Source organism: Microbacterium sp. SCPM-O-B-15248 (M128) (assembly GCF_058214835.1).
Window position 1 is genome coordinate 145,943 of record NZ_JBYQLI010000004.1, and the last position, 20,639, is coordinate 166,581.

The window sequence follows — 20,639 nt, forward strand, 5'->3', positions numbered from 1 at the left end:
GCGACACGCCGGGCGAGCGCGGGGCACGGATAGGGTCGAACAATGGCACTTTTCTCGCGCCGCAAGAAGACCGATTCCGATGATGCCTCGGCCGATCGTCCCGAGGGCGTGATCGAACCGGGCGAGCAGCCCGTCGCTCCGTCCCGTCCGGATGAGGCCGCGTCGACGGAGACCACGGCCACCCCGGTGCCGAACGTGACGATCTCGACGTCGTCGTTCCGCGGCGTCGGTGCACCGATCGATGCGGCACCCGTCGAGGATTCCACCCCGCCGGTCGCCGCCCGTCCGTCGGCCCGCCCTCCCGGCCCGATGGAGGCTCCGGAAGGCTTCGAGTCCATCCCGGGTCTGCGCGACAACGCGCTCCTGGCCGGCGCCCTCGCCGAGATCAGCGGCCAGCCCGAACCGGCCCAGCTTCTCAACGTCGCACGACAGCTGCTGCAGGGACACGTGTTCCTCCGCGTCAAGGGCGACGCCCGGGCGCTCCTCGCCGAAGGCAAGGACCTGCCGCTCGCGATCGCGACCCGCGGCGACGAGCAGCTTGTTCTCGCGTACAGCAGCGGGCACGCACTGACCAAGAGCGTCGAGGCCGACGGCGACCGCGACACCTCGGCCATGGGGCAGCCCGTCATGGCCCTCCTGAAGCATGTGCTCGCCGGCCCCTACGCCGGTGTCGTGCTCGACCACGCATCCGACGACGCCCGTGCGGTACTGCCCTCGGCCCTGCTCGAGCGGATGGTGTCCGAGGCCGACCCCGACCTGCGGATCAAGACGGCGCTCAGCGAGAAGCGCACCGAGTCCACGGCATCCACCGTCGCCGAGGCGATCCTCGCGGGCGCTCCGCTGTGGATCGCCGTCGCTCAGTCCGAGGACGGCGGCCCCGTGGGCGTCGCCGAGTCGCGCTCCGCGACGGGCGAGCGCTTCCTCGAGGTGTTCTCGCACCCGCTCGAACTACTCGCTCTCGGACGCGGCGATCAGCCGGTGCCGCTGCAGAACGAGCAGCTCGCCAAGGCACTCGTCGGCGACGCCGGTCTCACCGGGCTCCTGGTCGACCCCGCGGGTCCGTGGATCCGCCTCACGCGCGAGCACCTCACCGGCCTCATCGCCCTCGCCGACTGAGTCCGGCCGCGGCTCGTCTGGCCGCGTGGGGCGGGTGTCGGGCGCGGGCGTCGGGCGCGGCGGCGGGTGCCGGGCGTCGCGGGGCGGGCCGAACTCCTGAGTTTTTGTCCTCGCGCCCCGTTCTTGCGCCGTGCAGGGGCCGGACCGGTGGGTTTCTCCGGAGTTCGGCACGTTCTACCGCCCGGTCGGCTCGCGCCGGGTGCAGTCCGGCCCGGAGCAGCACGAGCCCGCGGGGCGACGGGCCGGACGGGTCGGCAGACCCCGCCGGGAACCTCGTGCGCGCGCGGCGCCCCGGGGATCACACCCCGTAGAGCTCGCCGACCGGAACGGTGACGGGCAGCACGTTGCCGGCCGGAGCCAGCGGGCACGCCCACGCGGGGTCGTAGGCGCACGAGGGGTTGTACGCGAAGTTGAAGTCGAGCACGAGGGTGTCCGGCGCGGTACCGGTGCCGAGGTCGGCGCCCTTGATCGTGTCGAGCAGGTAGCGGCCGCCTCCGTAGGTGCCGCCGGGGCGTCCGGCCGAGGCGTCGCGGACGGGCACGAAGAGGCCGCCTCCGTAGGAGGTCAGCCGCCACACGTCGAGGGATCCGGTGTCGGGCAGCTCGACGCGGCCGATGCGTTCGAAGCCGACGTCGCCGTCGGTGCCTGTCGTCGCGACGAAGGAGGCGTCGTCGGCGTCGAGCAGCGTGACCTCGAACCGCCACGCGGCGTCGTACGGCGCGAGCGGCAGCCCCGCGAACCCTTCGCGCTGCTCGGGCAGCAGGGGAGTGGCGGGGTGGTCGGCGAAGAGGGCGTCGCGCTCGATGCGCCACAGCTCGTGGGCCTCTTCCGGGTCGTCCAGCTCGCGGATGGCGGCGTAGAGCGCGAAGACGCGGCGTCGCCAGTCGGCGATGTCGAGGGCAGTGCGGGCGGCGCGGGAGGTCATGCATCGAGCGTAGGCGGGCCGGCAAAGCCGTAGGGCGGGCTGGACACGGCCGTCCCCCGAGTGTGAGGCGCCAGAATCTGTCGCTTCGAGGCCGCGCGCGGCGACAGGTATTGGCACCTCACGCGCAGGGCAACGGGGCAGACACGGCGCGCGCCGACCGTTAGCGTCGGGGCATGGCATCCCCGCGCATCACGCTCACCGTGCCCGGCCCCGACGGCGATCGCGAGATCGGCGTGTCCAACCCCGACCGTGTGCTGTGGCCTGAGGTCGGGATCACCAAACGCGAACTCGCCGAGTACCTGATCGCGGTCGCGGAGCCGTTCCTCGCCGCGAACGGCAACCGGCCCGTGTCGCTCGAGCGGTTCCCCGACGGCGTCGGCGGGGAGAGCTTCTTCTCGAAGAACCCGCCGAAGGGGGCGCCGGCGTTCGTCGAGGCGGTCACCGTGACGTACAACAGCGGTCGGCGGCATCCGCAGCTCGTCCTCACCGAGATCGGGTCGGCGGTGTGGGCGGCGCAGATGAACACGATCGTGTTCCACCCGTGGGCCTCGCTCGCGAGCGACCCCGACCACCCCGTCGAGCTGCGCATCGACCTCGACCCGCAGCCGGGTACGGGCTTCGCCGAGGCCGTGACCGCCGCGCTCGCGCTGCGCGACGTGCTGCACGACGCGGGTCTGGAGCCCTGGATCAAGACGAGCGGCAACCGTGGCCTCCACGTGTTCTGCCCCATTGAGCCGACGCATGAATTCCTCGATGTGCGCCACGCCGTCATCGCCGCGGCCCGGGAGCTGGAACGACGGATGCCGGATGCCGTGACGACCAACTGGTGGAAGGAAGAGCGCGGTCAGCGCATCTTCGTCGACTTCAACCAGGCCAACCGCGACCGCACCATGGCGGGGGCGTACTCGCCGCGGGCGCTTCCGACCGCGACCGTGTCGACCCCGGTCACGTGGGAGGAGCTGCACGACGTCGACCCGCTCGCGTTCACCGTTCGCAGCGTTCCGGAGCGTCTGGCATCCCTCGGCGACCCGTGGGCGGATTTCGCCGCCGCCCCCGGCCGCATCGACACGCTGCTGGAGTGGTGGCAGCGCGACCTCGAGGCCGGTCTCGGCGAGCTGCCGTTCCCGCCCGAGTTCCCCAAGATGCCGGGCGAGCCGCCGCGCGTGCAGCCGTCGCGGGCCAAGAACGCGGCGGAGTAGCGCTGCGCGGGGCTGTGGCGGCGGGGCTGGGCGCCGCGGCCCGGCGTGGGGCGGTGCGCTGAGAACAGGGGATGCCACTCGGCGCAGCGCCTGTTCTCGGCGCGGCGCGTGTTGTGGGAACCGCCGGGGCCGTGACGCGAACGGTGCGGGGGCCGTGGCGGGGCAGCGCCTGTTCTGGGAACCGCCGGCCCGGCGCTCAGTCCAGGACGTCGCCCAGGTCGTACGCGCCGACGGTCTCGAGTTGCTCGAAGGTGCACGAGGTCGCGTCGCGGTCGGGACGCCAGCGCTCGAACTGCACGGTGTGCCGGAAGCGCATGCCCTCGAGCTGGTCGTACCGCACCTCGAGCACGCGCTCGGGGCGCAGCCGGACGAACGACACGTCCTTGGATGCCGCGAATCTCGAGCGGTCGGTCTCGCCGACGACCGCTTCGCCCTCGGCATCCCGCTCGACGAGGGGCGCGAGTTCGTCGATGAGTTCCAGCCGACGCTTGTCGGTCCACGCGGACACCCCGCCGACGCCGTGCAGCCGACCGCCGTCGTCGTAGAGGCCGACGAGCAGTGAGCCCACGCCCTGCCCCGACTTGTGGATGCGGTAGCCGAGCGCCACCACGTCGGCGGTGCGGGCGTGCTTGATCTTGAACATCGTGCGCTTGCCCGGGGCGTAGGGCTGCGCGAGGGGCTTGGCGACGACGCCGTCCAGGCCCGCTCCCTCGAACTCGGCGAGCCAGCGGCGGGCGAGGTCGGGGTCGTCAGTGGTGCGGGTGACGTGCACGGGGTGGGGGACCGCGCGGAGCAGGTCGACGAGCTGCGCGCGACGCTCGGCGAAGGGCTCGCTCTGCAGGTCACGGTCGCCGCGCGCGAGCAGGTCGAACGCGATGAACATCGCCGGCGTCTCTTCGGACAGCAGCGCCACGCGCGAGGCTGCCGGGTGGATGCGTTGCGAGAGGGCCTCCCAGTCGAGGCGCTGCCGGCCCGGCTCGCCACGGGCCACGACCACCTCGCCGTCGAGGAGGCACGGCCCGGGCAGGAGCCGGGCGAACGCGTCGACCAGTTCGGGGAAGTACCGCGTCAACGGCTTTGCGCCGCGACTGCCGATCTCGACATCGGTTCCGTCCCACGACACCAGCGCGCGGAAGCCGTCCCACTTCGGTTCGTACGACAGCCCGCCCGACACCTTGCCGGGCTCGGGAACCTCGGGCACGGCCTTCGCCAGCATCGGGGCGGGGACGTCGTACGGCATCGGCTCAGCCTTCGCTCTCGCTCCCGGCCAGCGGCACGGGGTTGCGGCGCTTCTTGCGGCGCGCCCACTCGGCGGGCTCGTCGGGACCGTTCCAGACGGTGACGATGCCCCACGCCACGGCGGTGAGGGGCACGGCCAGCAGCGTGCCCAGGATCCCGCCGATCGCGGTTCCGCCGGCGAGGACGATCAGGACGACGAACGAATGCAGCTTCATGGACCGGCCCATGAGCACCGGCTGGAGGAAGTTGCCCTCGAGCTGGTTCACCAGGACGACGATGCCGACCACGATGAGCGCGACGACCCAGCCGTTCGTGACGAGCGCGACCAGAGCGGCCAGGATGCCGGCGGTCACGGCGCCCACGATCGGGATGAATGCCAGCAGGAAGACGAGCACCGCGAGCGGCAGCGCGAGAGGGATCTGCAGGATCGCGAGACCGATGCCGATGCCGATCGCGTCGACGGCGGCGACGGATGCCGTGCCGCGGACGTAGGAGCCCAGCACCGTCACGGTCTTGTCGCCGATGCGGCGAGCCCGGTCGTAGTGGCTGCCCCGGAACGGGCGCAGGACGAACTCCCACATGCGCGGGCCGTCCTTGAGGAAGAAGAACAGGATCACGACCAGGAGCACGAAACCGGTGACGAACGACGCGACGGCGCTGACGCCGGCCAGTGCTCCGCTGCCGAACTGCGCGCTCGTCACGAAGTCGGTGATGGCCTTCACGGCCCCGTCGATCTGGTCGGGCGAGATCGCGAACGGAAGCGTGTGGTACCAGTCCTGTGCCTGCTGGAACCCCGACACGGCCTGCGTGCTCAGCTCGTCCCACTGACCGATGACCGCGTTGACGACGAGCCAGCCGAGCGCCCCGAGCACGGCGACGACCGCGAGCAGGGTGAGAAGCGTCGCGAGTACCGCGGGTACGCCCTTACGGCGCATCCACATCGTCACCGGTCCGAAAGCGGAGGCGAAGATGAGCGCCAGGATCAGGGGGATGATGACAAGCGTCAGCTGCTGGATGCCCCAGATGAGGCCGGCGACCAGCAGCACAACGACGATGATCTGCACCGCGCGCACGGCGAGGCGCCCGAACCCGTCGGCCCACAGGCTGCGCGGAGGCGCCTCGACGGCGGCAGCGACGGTGTTCGCGAGGTCGTGGGACGCGGGATGGCGAGAGAACAGGCCCATGTTCCGAAGGTAGCGGGCGCCACCGACATGGCCCGTGCGGCTTGCGCGGTTCCCCGGTGCGCATTAGGTGCCCCGGGGAACCGGCATCCGGGATCAGACGAAGGCGCTCATGCCGGTGATGTCGCGGCCCAGGAGGAGTGCCTGCACGCTCTCGGTGCCCTCGTACGTGTGGATCGCCTCGATGTCGGCCATGTGCTGCATGACACCGTTCTCGAGCAGGATGCCGTTGCCCCCGAGCAGGTCGCGGGCGATCGCCGCGACGCGGCGCGCGGCGCGGGTGTTGTGGTACTTCGCCAGCGACGCCTGCGTGGGGCGCAGGCCGCCCGAGGTCTCGAGGTCGGCGAGACGTCGGCAGTACAGCTGCATCGCGGTGAGCTCGTCGAGCATCTGGGCGAGGCGTTCCTGCACCATCTGGAACTTCGCGAGCGGCTTTCCGAACTGCATGCGCTCGGTGGCATATGTCCGCGCCGCCTCGTAGCAGGCGGTCGCGTGCCCGAGCGCCGACCACGCGACGCCCGACCGCGTGGCGAACAGCACGGCCGACGCGTCCTTGAAGGTGTGAGTCCCCGGGAGCACGGCATCCGGGGCAAGACGCACCCCGTCGAGGGCGATGTGAGCCTGATGGATGCCGCGGAGCGACACCTTCCCCGTGATCACGGTGCCCGTGTACCCCGGGGTGTCCTGCTCCACCAGGAAGCAGCGCACCTTGTCGTGGTCGTCGTCGCCCTCGGCATCCACGCGCGCCCAGACGAACGTGATGCCACCGGAGGCGCCGTTGCCGATCCACTTCTTGGTTCCCGAGAGCGTCCAGCCCTCGGCCGTGCGGGTCGCGGTGGTCTCGAGCGAGACGGAGTCGGAGCCGTGGTCGGGCTCCGTCAGGGCGAAGGCGCCGAGCACCGTGCCGTCGGCGAGGGGCTTGAGCCAGCGCGCCTGTTGCTCGGGGGAGCCGAACATCGCGAGCGTGCGCAGGGCGAGACCGCCCTGAACGGCGAGGGCGGTGGCGAGCGAGCCGTCTCCGCGCGAGACCTCCATATTGACCAGGCCGGCCGCCAGCGGCGAGGACGCCGGGAGGTCGGGGTGCTCGATGCCGTCCGTGAACAGCTCGAGCTCGCCCATGCGCCGCAGCAGCTCGACGGGGTACGTCGCGGCATCCCACTCGGCCTGCATGCGGGTGCCGACCTCGTCGACGAAGAGCTTCGCGTTGTCCCACGCGACGCGGTCGGCGTCGGGGATGTCGGCGAAGACGGCGTAGTAGTCGGTGTCGCGGCGACCGAGCAGGTCGTACGAGGCGATGCGCTCGCCGGGGAGCGTGCGGGGCTGGGCGTCGGTGCTCATGTACTCAGTATCGCGCATGGTGGGACCGGGTGTCATGCGGTCATGGAGTGCTGATTCGCCTTCATTCGGCAGAACCCTTGCATTCTCATACATCATTCATATGATGTTTAACGTGCAGCCGCACACCCCGTTCACAAGGCCGTGATCGAAACCGCGAGTCGCGCGTCCGGGACATCCCCTTCCTCGACAGGACCCCCCGTGAAGACAAGCCACCTCCGTGGCGGCGCACTGGCGGTGATCGGAGCCCTCGCGGCCTCCCTCGCCCTCGCCAGTCCCGCCGTCGCCGCTCAACCTCGAACCCTCCACGTCTCGCCGGACGGCTCGGGTTCCGTCTGCTCTCCAGGCAAGCCCTGCGACCTGCCGACGGCGAAGGACCGCGTCCGCGACCTCGTCGCCGACGGCCCCTCCGACGTCGTCGTCGAGCTCGCCGATGGGGAGTATCGGATCGACGAGCCGCTGCAGTTCCGCCCCGAAGACGCCGGCGGCGACGGCGGTTCCGTGCGGTGGGCCGCCGCCGCCGGCGCCCACCCCGTGATCTCGGGCGCCGACCGGGTGTCGGGCTGGCGCGTGCACGACGGCGACGCCGGCATCTGGGTGGCCGACACCCCGCAAGGTGTCGACACCCGCCAGCTCTACGTCAACGGCGTCTACGCCCAGCGCGCGCAGCGCCAGGTCGCCGGCGCCGATCTCGCGCTCGACGAGTCCGGGATCACGCTGAAGAACCCCGACCTCGCGTTCCTCAACGACGTCCCGCAGCCCGACCGCATCGAGTTCGAGGCGAAGGGCGACTTCACCTACCGGTATTCGCCGGTGGCGAGCATCGCGAACTCGAAGCTGACGATGGTCCAGCCGGCGTGGGAGAACAACACCTGGGGATGGGACACCCCGCAGTTCGCCCTCCTGGGCGGCTCCACCTATTGGCTCTCGAACTCCCTGGCGTTCATCGACCAGATGAACGAGTGGTACATCGATCCCGATGGCGGGAAGCTCTACTACAAGCCGGGTGAGGGCGTGGACCCCAACGACCTCGACGTCGAACTCCCGCGGGTCGAGGTGCTCCTGAGCGTCGGCGGCACGTACGACCAGCCCCTGAAGAACCTCGCGTTCCAGGGCATCACGTTCACGGGTACGTCGTGGCTCGGGCCGAGCACCGACGGGTACGCGACGCAGCAGAACGGCTCCTACATCAAGGGCCATTACGACTACCGACCGGCCGACGCCTTCACCAGCTGCTCGCGCGGATGCGAGCAGTTCGAACGCGCGCGGACCGGCTGGTACCAGCAGCCGGCCGCGGTGCAGGTGTCCGCGGCATCCGGTGTCCGGTTCGAGGACAACCTGTTCGTCGGGCTCGGGTCGTCGGCGCTCGGCATCGGCAACGACACCAACGCCGCGCTGAGCGGCGTGGGTCTCGGTGCGCAGAACATCCAGGTGATCGGCAACCGCTTCACCGAGGTGGGCGGCCACGGCGTGTTCGTGGGCGGCAACCGTCCCGAGGCGCACCACCCCGACGACGCGCGGATGATCAACCGCGACATCACGGTCGAGCAGAACACCGTGACGCGCGCGGCCGTGGAGTACAAGGACAACTCCGGCATCCTCAGCACGTACGTGACCAACGCGCGCATCCAGAACAACGAGGTCGCCAACGTCGCCTACGACGGCATCGACACCGGTTACGGCTGGGGCATGAACGACGCCGGCGGTTCGGGGGAGTACACCCAGCGCGGGTACTACAACTGGAACACCCGCTACGAGACGCCCACGACGCTGAAGGACAACCTCGTCGCCGGCAACCTCGTGCACAACACGAAGTCGCAGTTCGCTGACGGCGGTTCGATCTACAACCTGTCGGCCAGCCCCGGATCGGTGACGGAGCGGAACTACCTCTACAACGTCTCCGGCGTCGGGCTGTACCTGGACGAGGGCACGCGCTCGACGATCTACCGGCAGAACGTGCTCCAGGGCACGAACCCGTGGGTGTTCACCAACGCCTACAACGCCACGAACACGAGCGACAACCTCATCACGCAGAACTGGTACAACTCCGGCGGCACCCAGACGCCGAATCTCGAGGCGAACCGCAACCGGCTCGTCGACAACGTGCAGGTGTCCGGACTGAACTGGCCGGATGCCGCGCGCCAGGTCATCTGCCAGGCCGGGGTCGCTCCCGAGCGGCGGACCGCACTCAATGCCACTCTGTTCACCGAGGACGCCGCGTGCGGTGACACGGGCGAGCAGGTGGGGGCGCCGTTCACGACCACGGCGGCGTCGGCGAACAGCTCGCACTTCGCCCAGGCGGACGGTCATTTCGCCATCCGTGCCCAGGGTGCGGACGTGTGGGGCGGCGGCGGTCAGCGCGACGACGCGTACGGCTCCATCTTCCAGAAGGATGCTGTGAACGCGGCGTCCAGCGTGTCCGCGCGCGTCGACACCGTCGGCGACGCGAACGCCTGGGCGAAGTCGGGCGTGATGATCCGCAACGACATCGATCAGCCGGGGGCGTCCGCGGGGTATGCGGTCGTGGCCGTCACTCCGCGCAACGGCGTCGTCTTCCACTGGGATGCCAACGGCGACGGCTTCGTCGAGAGCTCGGCCGCGGCGAACGTGAACACGTTCCGCCCAGTGTGGGTGAAGCTCGACCGCAGCGGTGACCGGGTGAGCGCCTGGTACTCGTTCGACGGGACCAATTACGCGCAGATCGGCTCGACGGTCACCCTGACGGGGGCAGCCGCGGTCCAGGATGCCGGGATCTTCTCGTCCTCGCACGATGCGGGCCGCTCGGCTCTCAACGTGTTCAGCGACCTGCGCATCGACCGCGACGACGTGAAGCCGACGGCGACCCTCGTCACGCCGACCGCGGCGGGTCCGTCCCGCACGCTCGACCTCCGGATCGACGCGACCGACGACCGCGGTCTGTCCCAGATCGTGGCCAACGTCTATCAGGGCGGCGCGCTCGTGCGCAGCACGCAGACGGCGGTCGACGGCGCGCGGACGGCGACGCACACGGCGTCGGTGTCGCTGCCGGACGGGCAGTACCAGCTGAAGTACAACGCGCACGACCGTGCGGGCAACGTCTCGGCGACCGGGACGTTCGCGTTCACGATCGACGCCACCGCGCCCACGGTGACCGTGAAGGACGGCAAGAACTTCACCGTCGCCACCGGGGAGTCGTACGACCGGGTGAGCTTCAAGCTCTACGACGCCGGCCGCATCGACCGGGTCGAGCTCAACGGCGTCGTGAAGGATCTGGCGGACGCACCCTGGTCCGACGTGAACTTCGTAACGCCCGGCGTCTTCGGCGCGGTCCGCGGAGAGAACACGCTCGTCGTGTTCGACGTCGCCGGCAACAGTCAGTCGACGGTGTTCAAGCTGAACTGACGAACGACGGTGCCCCCTCGTTCCGCGGAGCGAGGGGGCACGGTCGTGTCCGACGGCGAGTCAGCGCACGACGGGGTCGCCGTCTCCCGCCGCGAGGAGCTCCAACTGGCGGCGGTGCGGCAGGCTCTCCCAGTCGCCGCGGCCGAGGCAGGCGAACGCGCCCGCCGCCACCGCCGTGTCGATGCGGCTCTCGAGAGGGGCGCCGCGCAGGGTGTCCGCGAGGTATCCCGCCACGAAGGCGTCGCCCGCGCCGACCGTGTCGACGGGGTGGATCGGCCACGCCGGTCGGTGCAGCAGCCGTCCCTCGGCAAGGACCGTCGCCCCCTCGGCGCCGCGCTTGAGCGCCACCGTCGACGGACCCAGGGCCGCAATGGCATCCACGAGCTCGTCGTCGGGCATCTCACCGACGATGAGCGCCGCCTCCTCGCGACCGGCGAACACCATGTCGGACTGCGTCGCGAGCCGCCGGTAGACCGCGGACGCATCTCGTCCGCGCCAGAGCGAAGGCCGATGGTTGACGTCGAACGACACCGTCGCGCCGGCCGAGCGTGCGGCTGACATCGCCGCGTCGACGGCGGCGGACGCGGATGCCGACAGCGCGGGGGTGATCCCGGTCACGTGCAGGACCGACGCGGGCGTGAGCACCGCGAGGTCGAGGTCGTCGGGGTGCAGTCGGCTACCGGCACTGCCCGCACGCCAGTACTGCACGCCGACCCGCCCCGGGGCGATCTCGGTCTTCATCATCGAGCCGGTGGATGCCTCGGCATCGACGGTGACGCGGAGCTCGACGCCCTCGGCGCGCAGTTCCCTGCGGATCCGCCGCCCCGCGACGTCGTCACCCACGCGTCCCATCCACACCGCACGGCCGCCGAGGCGTGCGATGCCGACGGCCACGTTGCTCTCGGCGCCGCCGAAGGACAGGCGATAGTCGGTGGCGTTCTCGCCCTCGGTCGGGTCGGCCGGGCGGAACAGCGCCATGGTCTCGCCGAACGTGACGACCGCGGCGGTCACGTCGCCGCCCGCAGCTGCATCGCCGCCCGGGCGCGCTCGGCGACGCGCGACAGGTCTCCCGCCTCGATCTCGGCGCGCGGGGCGAGCCAACTCCCGCTCACCGACGGCACCGCGGGGTGCGCGAGGTAGTCGGCCGCGTTGTGCGGACCGACGCCGCCGCTCGGCACGAAGCCCGTGTCGGCGAAGACCGCCGACAGGGCGTCGATGGCGGCCCGACCCCCGAGAAGGTCGGCGGGGAAGAGCTTCACCGCTCGAACTCCCTCGCGCCGGGCACGCTGCACCTCCGTGGCCGAGGCCACGCCGGGCAGCACATCAAGACCACGCGTGCGCGCACGGTCCACGACATCGGGGTCGAACCCGGGGCTGACGATGAACGCCGCGCCCGCATCGGCGACGCGGCCCACCTGCGCGACCTCGAGGACCGTGCCGGCCCCCACGACGAATCCCGGCGGCGCGTTCGCGATCATCGCGGCGAGCACTTCCAGGGCGCGCGGTGTGCGCAGCGTGATCTCGGCGCAGTCGACACCCCCGTCGTGGAGGGCGTGCGCGAGGTCGGCCGCGATGTCGGGGCGGTCGCACACGATCACCGGAACGATCGGGAACGGGCGCAGCCACTCGCTCATCGGCCGAGCCAGCCGCCGTCGACGGGCAGCACGATGCCGTTCACGTAGTCCGATGCCGCAGATGCCAGGAACACTGTCGCACCGGCGAGATCCGAGCCCTCCCCCCAGCGTCCCGCGGGGATGCGCTCGAGGATGCTGCGCGATCGATCGGGGTCGCCGCGCAGAGGCGCGGTGTTGTCGGTGGCGATGTACCCGGGGGCGATCGCGTTGACGTTGACGCCCCTGGCGGCCCATTCGTTCGACAGAGCTTTAGTCAGCCCCGCGATGCCCGACTTCGCTGCGGCGTATCCGGGCACGTTGATCCCGCCCTGGAAGCTCAGCAGTGAAGCGGTGAAGACGACCTTCCCCGAGCCGCGCTCCAGCATGCCGGCCGCGACGGCCTGCGTCAGCAGGAACGGACTGGTGAGGTCGACCTCGAGGACGCGGTCCCATAGGGCGGTCGGGTGCTCGACCGCGGGGGCGCGCTCGATGGTGCCGGCGTTGTTGACGAGGATGTCGACCCGATGGTCGCGCAGGTCGTCGATGAGCGCCAGCACGGCGGTTCGGTCAGAGAAGTCGCACGCGAACGACGTGAACCCCCGCCCATGGTCGCGCACGGCGATCGCAATGGTGCTGTCGGGCTCGGCATCCCTGGTGCTGACCGCGACGATGTCGGCGCCTGCTTCTGCCAGGGCGGATGCCATGGCCAGGCCGATCCCGCGGTTCGCCCCTGTGACGAGGGCGGTGCGACCGGTGAGGTCGAACAGACCGGCGCTCACTGCTCGCCCCCGACCGCGACGAGCAGCTTCAGGGCCTGACCCGCCTCGAGCGCGGCGAACGCGTCACCGGTCTTCTCCAGGGGAACCACGTCGGTGATCAGGGTGTCCGTCGGGATCGCGCCGCCCGCGAGCAATTCGACGGCGGTCTCGAAGTCGCGGCGCTGGTAGACGCGCGCACCGAGGAATCGCAGCTCGCGCCAGAAGACGCGCTGCAGGTCGATCTCGCGAGGCTGCGGGTGGATGGCGACCACGACGATGGTGCCGCGGACCTTCGCCAACGCGGTCATCCCGCGGACAGCTGCGGCGGCACCCGAGACCTCGAACACGACGTCGGCGCCAGCACCGCCCGTCCATTCCTCCACCCAGGCCGCCTGATCGGTCGCGAGAGGGTCGAGCGTGCGGAAGCCGAGGTTCTCGATCGTGCCTCGGCGCCCGGCATCCGGCTCGATGACGACGACATCCGCCCCCGTGTGCCGGGCGACGCTCGCGATGAGGACGCCGATGGGGCCGCCCCCGATGACGACCGCGGTGTCTCCGGCGGACAGCTCCGAGCGGCGCACGTCGTGGACGGCGACGGCGACCGGCTCCACGAGAGCTCCCTCGCGCAGGTCGAGGTCCTCGGGCAGACGAACCACGGTGGATGCCGGGACGTTCCACAGCTCCTGCAACGCGCCGGGGGAGTCGATGCCGATGAAGTCGAGGTTCTGGCAGATGTGCTCGTTGCCCGCGAGGCACGCGGGGCACGTGCCGTCCCAGTCCAGCGGCATCACGGTGACGCGGTCTCCCGGCATCCATTCGTCCACCTCGTCGCCGACGGCGGTGATGACTCCGCTCATCTCGTGGCCGAAGACGAGGGGTCGCTGGACGCGGGCATCCATGTCACCGTGGAAGACGTGCAGGTCGGTGCCGCAGAGGCCGGCGTACGCCACGCGGATCTGCACCTGCCCCGCGGTAGGAGCCTCCGGCGGGATGTCCACAGGGTCGACGGTTCGAGCCGAGATGTAGTGAAGTGCGCGCACGACGGGTCCTCTCCGGTGAGAGCGGATGAGGTCGACATCCGCCCCTTCACCATACGGGGTTTTCCTCATAGGTCACATGTATGATCTAATGAAAGCGCGCCGCATCGCGGTGAGTCGTCAACGACGTCGACCATGTGAGGACTGGAAATGGCAACACAGCACCGTCGCTTCATCCGTTTCGCCCGATTCGGGGCCTTGGCCCTGGCGGGGGTGACCGCTGTCGCTCTGAGCGCCTGCAGCCCCGGCTCCGGTAGCGGAGACACTTCGCTGGGCTTCCCGCAGGCCGAGCAGGAGGCCGGCAGCCCGATCACGGTGTGGGTGGATGCCACCCGCGAACCGATCATCGACGCCTTCAAGAAGGCGCACCCCGACATCCAGATCAACGCCGAGACCTACGACGGCAACGCCAGCGGTTCGGCGAGCCTCCAGACACGCATCGCGCTGTTCGACCAGGCCGGTGAGGGCTGGCCCGACGTGGTGTTCTCGACGCAGAACAACGACGCGTCCTGGGCTTCGAAGGAATCCAACGGCCAGCAGGCGTTCGCCGCCCCCGTCAACAAGGGCTGGTTCGACGACGACTTCCTCGCCGGGTTCACCCCCGGATCGCTCGATCCCCTGACGATCGACGGAACCACCTACGGGCTGCGCAACGACCTCGCGCAGGTCGTGTTCTGGTACGACCAGGCCCTCTTCGACCAGTTCGGCTACGAAGTGCCCACCACCTGGGAAGAGTATGAGCATCTGAGCGACCGTGTGGCCCTGGAGCACCCCGGCTACCTCCTCGGCTCGGTCGGAGACGGCTTCCTCGGGTCGTACGTCTACTACTGGGGTGCGCAGGCGCCGATCTTCCAGCTCGACGGCAACGACTTCACGTCCGACTTCGGTGCCGAGAACTCGAAGAAGATGACCGACCTGCTCGACCACATGGTGGCGAACAAGACGCTGTCGACGGCTTCGGTGTTCGGCTCGGACTTCATCCAGCAGGCGCAGGGCAAGGTTCTCGGCATGCCGGGGCCCGTGTGGTTCACGGGTGCGCTGTTCCAGAACCCGGACAGCCTCAACGTCCCCGCCGGTCAGCTCGGCGCCGGCACCCCGCTGCACTGGGAGGGTGAGGACGTCGGCACCGGCAACGTCGGCGGTGGAACGTGGCTCGCATCGAGCCACTCGAAGAACCTGGATGCCGTCAAGACCTTCATGGAGTTCGCCGCCAGCTCCGACGAGTACCAGGTCGACCTCGCGCCCGGATACCCGGCGTACGCCGAGGCCGGCGAGAAGTGGATCGCCAAGCAGGCCGCGGACGGCTACTTCGTCGGCGACTTCGAGAAGAATGTGATCGACGCCGGTGGTCAGGTGTGGAGCGGATGGGGCTTCCCGAGCTTCAGCGCCGAGACCGCGTACAGCAAGGTTGTTCTGCCGGCACTCGGCGCGGGCAAGTCCATCGGTGACGTCACCGGTGACTGGCAGGCCGAGATCCTGAACGAAGCCCAGGTGCAGGGCTACACCGTCACTCGCTGACCCCGCTCGATCCCACGAAAGGCCAGGCCATCGTCACTTCCACGATGACGCCCCTCTCCGCCGGCGCCGAAACGCGCCGGCGGGGAGGCGAGCAACGGCGTCGAAACCCGAACCGTTCCCAGTCGGCGATGGCCTATGCCTTCAGCTCGGGGTACGGCATCCTGTTGCTGTTGTTCGGCCTCGGCCCGGCCCTGTACGCGGTGTATCTCGCGTTCACCAAGGCGGGGAGCTTCGCGGGCGTAGACAACTTCGTCCGCGTCTTCGGCGACTACCGCTTCTGGCCCGCGGTCCAGCACGTCTCGGCGTACCTGGTGATCTGGCTGATTTTCCAGATCGTGTTCGTCGTGCTGCTTGCGCTGATCGTGCACAACTTCGCGTCGCGGTGGCTCTCCACGTCAGTGCGGTTCGTCTACTACATCCCGGGAGCGCTCGCGGGCGCGTCCAGCGTTCTGCTGTGGCTGTTCCTGCTCGATCCCAGCGTGAGCCCGGTGTCCGGCATCCTGCGGGGTCTCGGCTTCGACTCCTTCGTGGCCACCGTCTCGCTGGACAACCTGCCCGTCATCTTCACGATCGTCTCGTTCTGGACGGGCGCGGGGCAGTGGATCGTCATCATGTACGGCGCGCTGAACAACATCAGCCCCGAGATCATGGAGGCGTCGCGGATCGACGGCGCCGGCCCGGTGCAGACCGCGTGGTACATCCAGCTGCCCCTGCTGCGGAAGTGGATCTCGTACATGGTCGTCATGTCGATCGCCGCGGGTAGTCAGCTCTTCGTCGAGCCTCGCGTGCTCTCCCAGGCGAGCAAGGGCGTCGTCCCGCAGGACTACTCGCTCAACCAGCTCGCCTACCTCTACGCCTTCCGGCAGAACGACTTCAACGGTTCCGCCGCGATCTCCCTCATCCTTCTGGCCGTCGCCCTGATCCTGGCTGCCTTCTTTGTCTTCCGAGGAGGACTCTTTGAGCGCGACTGAAACCGCGACCCTGCTGCGCGCCGACGAGCGGGCCCTCGCCGCCCGCGCGCGTCGCCGGCGGATGACGCCCGGCGAGTGGCTCGGCCGAGCCCTCGTCGTCGTGATCGCCCTGTTCTTCGTCGTGTTCTTCCTGCTGCCCCTGGTGTGGCTGCTGCTGGCCCCGACGAAGACCCCGCGCGAGCTGCTGCTGAACGGCCCGTTCGACTTCGGGGCGTTCTCGACGCTGGCCGACAACTGGAACGCCCTCATGGCCTTCCAGAACGGAATCGTCTGGACGTGGCTCGGCAACGCCGCGCTCTACACCGGCGGCGCGCTCATCCTGACGTTGCTCGTGACCATCCCTGCCGGGTATGCCCTCGCGATGATCGACTTCCGGCTGCGTCGCACGCTGCTGGCGGTGACCCTCGTGGTGATGCTCATCCCGAGCACCGCCCTCGTGCTGCCGACCTTCCTCGAGCTGAGCGCCGTGCGGCTCATCGGCAATCCGCTCGCCGTGATCCTGCCCTTCTCGTTCTTCCCCTTCGGCGTGTACCTGACGTACATCTACTTCTCGACGAGCATTTCGAAGGACCTCCTGGATGCCGCTCGCATCGACGGCGCGGGGGAGTGGCGGGTCTTCTGGCGCGTCGCCATGCCGTTGGCGACCCCGGTCATCGCGCTCGTCGGCTTCTTCAACGTCGTGGGCAACTGGAACAACTACTTCCTGCCGTTCGTCATGGTGCCGGGCCGCCGCGCCCCGATCCAGGTCGGCCTGGCCGAACTGCTCTCGAACGTGCCGCTGTTCAACCCGACGTCGGCGGGATCGGTGACCATCGAGCTTCCTGTGCTCGCGCTGGCGACCCTGGTCTCGGTCCTCCCCGTGCTGCTGATCTTCCTGTTCTCGCAGAGGTTCCTCGTCACCGGCATGACCGCCGGCGGGACGAAGGAGTGAGCGTGCTCCGCGTGGGCATGGTGTGCCGCATGGTGCCCGAGAAGCGCGAGGAGTATCTCGCGCTTCACCGCGCCGTGTGGCCGGGCGTCGAGCAGACGCTGCGCGAGGGGAACATCCGCAACTTCACGATCTTCGTCCGCGGCGACGTGCTGTTCGGCTACTACGAATACGTGGGCGAGGACCTCGCCGCCGATGACGCCAAGATGGCGGCCGACCCCATGACGCAGGAGTGGTGGGCCCGCACCGGGCCGTGCCAGGTGCCGTTCGACGACGACGGGTCGGAGCCGAACTGGCAGATCATGACCGAGGCCTGGCACCTGGACTGACCGGGATGCCGACCCCGGCCGGTGTCCGCGCATGCCGCACGTGCGCGGTCGACCTCAGCGTTCGCGCGCGGTGGGGAAGCGGCGGCGCTGCCAGGCGTCGAGGATGTGCGCCCGCATCGCCGCCTCGGCCGCGGCGGGATCGCCCGCCGCGATCGCGTCGTGCACGCGCCGGTGCTCCTCGAGCGTGATGTGGAACGCGTCGGTGGACTGGTTGCCGACGAAGCGCGCGGATTGGCGCGCGCGCGAGAACAGGATCTTCGTGATGCTGCTGGCCAGCTCGTTGCCGGACAGCGTCATGACGAGGAAGTGGAAGTCGAGGTCGGCGTCCGGGAAGACCTCTGGGTCTTCGACCGATTCCTCCATACGCGCCAGGGATGCCGTGATCTGGGCGATCTGCTCGGGCGTGCCGTGCTGGGCTGTCGCCGCCGACATGGATCCTTCGAGCGCGGCGCGGATCACCGAGATCTCGTCGAGCACGCCGAGCGACGAGTCGTTCTCGAGCAGGACGGCGAGCACCACCGGATCGAGGACGTTCCACGAGGTCTTCGGCTGCACGGTCGTGCCGCGGCCGGGGGCGACGCTGATGAGCCCCTTCTCCTCGACCCGCTTGACGGATTCGCGGATGACCGTCCGGCTGACGGCGAAGTGCTGGGCCAGCTTCTCTTCGGGTGGCAGCGTGTCGCCCGGGGGCACGTCGCCCTTGACGATGGCCTCCACCAGGTCGTGCACCACGGCGACCCCGAGCCGGGCGGTCGGCGTGCGCGGCGTCGAGCTGCGCAGGGCCGACCCGATGCCGGTGGGCACGGTCTCCTCGCTCATGCGGCCAGCCTAGTCGCGCGTCATCTCGGCGTCGGGCCGTTCGTGCCGATCGGCTTCGGGCACCAGTCGGAGCCCCGCGCGGTCGGGGCGCACGTGCGGGCCCGCGCCCACGAGCCAGCTCGCGCCCCGGTCGCCGCCGTCGGCGATGAGCGCTTCGTCGACGCTTACGCCGTGCCCGGGAGTGTCGCCGAGGACGATCCCGCCGTCGGCGAAGTGCTGGTCGATGTGCAGGCCGAACGGCGCCCCGAGGTCCTGCACCTCGGCGCTGAGGTGGTTCGGTACGGCGATGGCGGCGTGGGCGACGGCCTGGTTGGCGGTCACGCCGACGGGGCTGATCGGAAGGTCGCGGCCGTGGGCGAGGATGGCGACGCGAAGGAAATGCGTCACGCCCCAGGTGCACCCCACCTGCACGACGTCGACGCCCCCGGCATCCATGATCGGACGGAACTGCTCGAGGCCCGTCAGGTTCTCGCCCGTGGCGACGGCGGCGCGGATGCTCCGGGAAAGGCGCGCGTGCCCCTCGGCGTCCCACCGTCGCAGGGGCTCCTCGACCCAGGTCAGGTCGATGTCGCGCTCGAGTTCGCTGACGTAGCGGACCGCCTGCTTGAGGTTCCACGACTCGTTGGCGTCGAACATCACGGCCGGTCGCCGGGAGTTGCGGCCCATGGCATCGCGCACGATGTGCAGGCGGCGACGGTCGGCGTCGAGGTCGCGTCCACCCTTGAGCTTGCCGCTGCTGAAGCCGAGGTCGGCCATCTGGGCGTAGAACGCGGCGAGTTCCTCGTCGGACAGGGCGATGTCGAGGCCCGAGGCGTACCCGGTGACGAAGCGGTCGCGGGCGCCGAGCAGTCGCCAGAGGGGCTCGCCGGCGGCCTTGGCCTTGATGTCCCACAGCGCCATGTCGAACGCCCCGATGCTGCCGAAGGTCGCGCCGGCGTGACCGGCCTTGAAGACGCGGGCGAGCATGCGGTCGTAGAGGGCGGTGACCGCGCGAGGGTCCTGGCCTTCGATGGCGGGGAAGAGGCGCGCGAGGTCGGCGACGTGTCCCGTGCCGACACCGGTGATGCCCGCGTCGGTGTCGACGAGGACCACGGCTTCTTCGGTGATGCCCGACGCGATGTGTCCGTTCACGTCGCCGATGGGGCGTCCCCATTCGCGGAACGTGCGGAGCACGCGGTAACCGGTGACCTTCATATCGCCCTTGACTTCCTGCTGGGGGACTCGGAGCGAGCCCACAAAGAACATACATCATATGTTACTGTTCGATCGGAGCGACCGACAGGCCGGGCTCCGCACGGAGGTGAAGATGCAGACGCGATCAACGGCGAGGACGCCGGCCCTGACCGAAATCGGCTTCGGCGGGGCGCAGATCGGGAATCTCTCGCGCGAGGTCGACGACGCCACGGCGCGCGGTGCCGTCGATGCGGCGTGGGATGCCGGCATCCGGTACTTCGACACGGCGCCGCACTACGGACTCGGACTGTCGGAGCGTCGTCTCGGGGTGGCGCTGCGCGACCGTCCTCGTGACGAGTATGTGCTGTCGACGAAGGTCGGCCGCCTGCTCATCGACTCACCCGACACCGCCGACCGTCAGGATGACGACGGGTTCGCCGTCCCGGCCACGGTCGTCCGGCGATGGGACTTCTCGCGCGACGGCATCCTGCGCTCGGTCGAGGAAAGTCTGACGCGCCTCGGGCTGGACCGCATCGACATCGCGTACCTGCACGATCCCGACGAGCACTGGGATGCCGCCTCGACCACCGGTGTCGGCGCGCTCATCGAGCTGCGCGACCAGGGCGTCGTGTCGGCCATCGGCGCGGGCATGAACCAGGCGGCGATGCTCGCCGACTTCGTCGAGCGGTGCGATGTCGACATCGTGATGGTGGCCGGCCGGTACACGCTGCTCGACGACGCGGCGGCGGATCGGCTGCTGCCCCTCGCGGCCGAACGCGGCGTCGGCGTGGTGGCGGCGGCCGTGTACAACTCGGGGCTGCTCAGCGTTCCCCGCCCCGCGCCCGGCGCGAGCTACGACTACACGAGCGCCCCCGACGAGCTGATCGAGCGTGCACACCGGATCGCCGACATCTGCGAGCGCTACGGCGTGGATCTGCCGTCCGCCGCGCTGGGATACCCCCTGCGTCGCCCGGAAGTGGTCTCGGTCGTCGTGGGCGTGCGGTCTCAGGCGCAGGCCGAGTCGACGCTGCAGCGCTACCTCGCCACGGCGCCCGAGGATATGTGGCGAGAGCTTTCCGCGGCGGGACTCGTCGCGGCATGACGCGTGCGCGGCGGG

Annotated in this window: 18 protein-coding genes; 8 read left to right on the top strand and 10 right to left on the bottom strand. The window is 70.0% G+C overall.

Annotation, left to right across the window (positions count from 1 at the left end; translation table 11 throughout):
• Positions 1–42 precede the first annotated feature (42 nt).
• The gene (locus tag AC3E6M_RS09010; RefSeq protein WP_394529762.1) at positions 43–1,116 is read left to right on the top strand and encodes an SseB family protein; all 1,074 of its coding nucleotides are present in this window, start codon (positions 43–45) and stop codon (positions 1,114–1,116) included.
• Between the two features lie 298 nt (positions 1,117–1,414).
• Here AC3E6M_RS09010 and AC3E6M_RS09015 read toward each other — a convergent pair whose 3' ends face one another.
• Entirely contained in the window at positions 1,415–2,041 is a 627-nt protein-coding gene (locus AC3E6M_RS09015) for a DUF1684 domain-containing protein (protein ID WP_138176154.1), read from the bottom strand.
• 173 nt (positions 2,042–2,214) lie between these two features.
• Between AC3E6M_RS09015 and ligD the strand changes: the two genes are divergently transcribed.
• Complete coding sequence (ligD, locus tag AC3E6M_RS09020; RefSeq protein WP_490529687.1) at positions 2,215–3,240, top strand: non-homologous end-joining DNA ligase; 1,026 nt, start codon at positions 2,215–2,217, stop codon at positions 3,238–3,240.
• Positions 3,241–3,436: 196 nt separating this feature from the next.
• Here the strand turns inward: ligD and AC3E6M_RS09025 are convergent, their stop codons facing one another.
• From AC3E6M_RS09025 to AC3E6M_RS09035, 3 genes are all read right to left on the bottom strand, one after another.
• On the bottom strand, positions 3,437–4,480 hold the full coding sequence (locus AC3E6M_RS09025) for an ATP-dependent DNA ligase (protein ID WP_490529689.1): 1,044 nt from the start codon (positions 4,478–4,480) through the stop codon (positions 3,437–3,439).
• Between the two features lie 4 nt (positions 4,481–4,484).
• On the bottom strand, positions 4,485–5,663 hold the full coding sequence (locus AC3E6M_RS09030) for an AI-2E family transporter (RefSeq protein ID WP_490529690.1): 1,179 nt from the start codon (positions 5,661–5,663) through the stop codon (positions 4,485–4,487).
• A gap of 93 nt (positions 5,664–5,756) precedes the next feature.
• Positions 5,757–6,998, bottom strand: coding sequence for an acyl-CoA dehydrogenase family protein (locus AC3E6M_RS09035; RefSeq protein WP_490529692.1), 1,242 nt, complete (start codon positions 6,996–6,998; stop codon positions 5,757–5,759).
• Between the two features lie 198 nt (positions 6,999–7,196).
• On the opposite strand from AC3E6M_RS09035, the gene AC3E6M_RS09040 reads away from it, so the two are divergent.
• Complete coding sequence (locus AC3E6M_RS09040; RefSeq protein WP_490529693.1) at positions 7,197–10,376, top strand: Ig-like domain-containing protein; 3,180 nt, start codon at positions 7,197–7,199, stop codon at positions 10,374–10,376.
• Positions 10,377–10,436: 60 nt separating this feature from the next.
• Here the strand turns inward: AC3E6M_RS09040 and AC3E6M_RS09045 are convergent, their stop codons facing one another.
• Genes AC3E6M_RS09045 through AC3E6M_RS09060 form a run of 4 tightly spaced genes read right to left on the bottom strand, consistent with a single transcriptional unit; the run spans position 10,437 to position 13,787 of the window.
• Entirely contained in the window at positions 10,437–11,387 is a 951-nt protein-coding gene (locus tag AC3E6M_RS09045) for a sugar kinase (protein ID WP_490529694.1), read from the bottom strand.
• The gene (locus AC3E6M_RS09050) at positions 11,384–12,010 is read right to left on the bottom strand and encodes a bifunctional 4-hydroxy-2-oxoglutarate aldolase/2-dehydro-3-deoxy-phosphogluconate aldolase (RefSeq protein ID WP_138176164.1); all 627 of its coding nucleotides are present in this window, start codon (positions 12,008–12,010) and stop codon (positions 11,384–11,386) included. Before AC3E6M_RS09050 ends, AC3E6M_RS09045 begins: the two co-directional genes overlap by 4 nt.
• Positions 12,007–12,768, bottom strand: coding sequence for an SDR family oxidoreductase (locus AC3E6M_RS09055; RefSeq protein WP_212743522.1), 762 nt, complete (start codon positions 12,766–12,768; stop codon positions 12,007–12,009). The genes AC3E6M_RS09050 and AC3E6M_RS09055 overlap by 4 nt, the downstream gene beginning before the upstream one ends.
• Complete coding sequence (locus AC3E6M_RS09060) at positions 12,765–13,787, bottom strand: zinc-dependent alcohol dehydrogenase (RefSeq protein WP_138176167.1); 1,023 nt, start codon at positions 13,785–13,787, stop codon at positions 12,765–12,767. The genes AC3E6M_RS09055 and AC3E6M_RS09060 overlap by 4 nt, the downstream gene beginning before the upstream one ends.
• Before the next feature lie 147 nt (positions 13,788–13,934).
• On the opposite strand from AC3E6M_RS09060, the gene AC3E6M_RS09065 reads away from it, so the two are divergent.
• The 4 genes from AC3E6M_RS09065 (at position 13,935) to AC3E6M_RS09080 (ending at position 17,530) form a co-directional block, all read left to right on the top strand.
• Positions 13,935–15,302, top strand: coding sequence for an ABC transporter substrate-binding protein (locus AC3E6M_RS09065; RefSeq protein WP_490529695.1), 1,368 nt, complete (start codon positions 13,935–13,937; stop codon positions 15,300–15,302).
• Between the two features lie 128 nt (positions 15,303–15,430).
• Positions 15,431–16,273, top strand: a complete 843-nt coding sequence (locus AC3E6M_RS09070; RefSeq protein WP_252371010.1) for a carbohydrate ABC transporter permease — start codon at positions 15,431–15,433, stop codon at positions 16,271–16,273.
• Positions 16,260–17,204, top strand: a complete 945-nt coding sequence (locus tag AC3E6M_RS09075; protein WP_490529696.1) for a carbohydrate ABC transporter permease — start codon at positions 16,260–16,262, stop codon at positions 17,202–17,204. The genes AC3E6M_RS09070 and AC3E6M_RS09075 overlap by 14 nt, the downstream gene beginning before the upstream one ends.
• Positions 17,205–17,206: 2 nt before the next feature.
• Complete coding sequence (locus AC3E6M_RS09080) at positions 17,207–17,530, top strand: L-rhamnose mutarotase (RefSeq protein WP_252371012.1); 324 nt, start codon at positions 17,207–17,209, stop codon at positions 17,528–17,530.
• A 54-nt stretch (positions 17,531–17,584) separates the two neighbouring features.
• Here AC3E6M_RS09080 and AC3E6M_RS09085 read toward each other — a convergent pair whose 3' ends face one another.
• Together AC3E6M_RS09085 and AC3E6M_RS09090 are read right to left on the bottom strand one after the other, a co-directional pair.
• Positions 17,585–18,349: a FadR/GntR family transcriptional regulator gene (locus AC3E6M_RS09085; protein WP_138176173.1), complete on the bottom strand. Its 765-nt coding sequence runs from the start codon at positions 18,347–18,349 to the stop codon at positions 17,585–17,587.
• 9 nt (positions 18,350–18,358) lie between these two features.
• Positions 18,359–19,594: a mandelate racemase/muconate lactonizing enzyme family protein gene (locus tag AC3E6M_RS09090; protein WP_252371013.1), complete on the bottom strand. Its 1,236-nt coding sequence runs from the start codon at positions 19,592–19,594 to the stop codon at positions 18,359–18,361.
• A 61-nt stretch (positions 19,595–19,655) separates the two neighbouring features.
• On the opposite strand from AC3E6M_RS09090, the gene AC3E6M_RS09095 reads away from it, so the two are divergent.
• Positions 19,656–20,624 (top strand): aldo/keto reductase, encoded by a 969-nt coding sequence (locus tag AC3E6M_RS09095; RefSeq protein WP_490529697.1) that lies wholly within the window; start codon positions 19,656–19,658, stop codon positions 20,622–20,624.
• Positions 20,625–20,639: the final 15 nt, after the last annotated feature.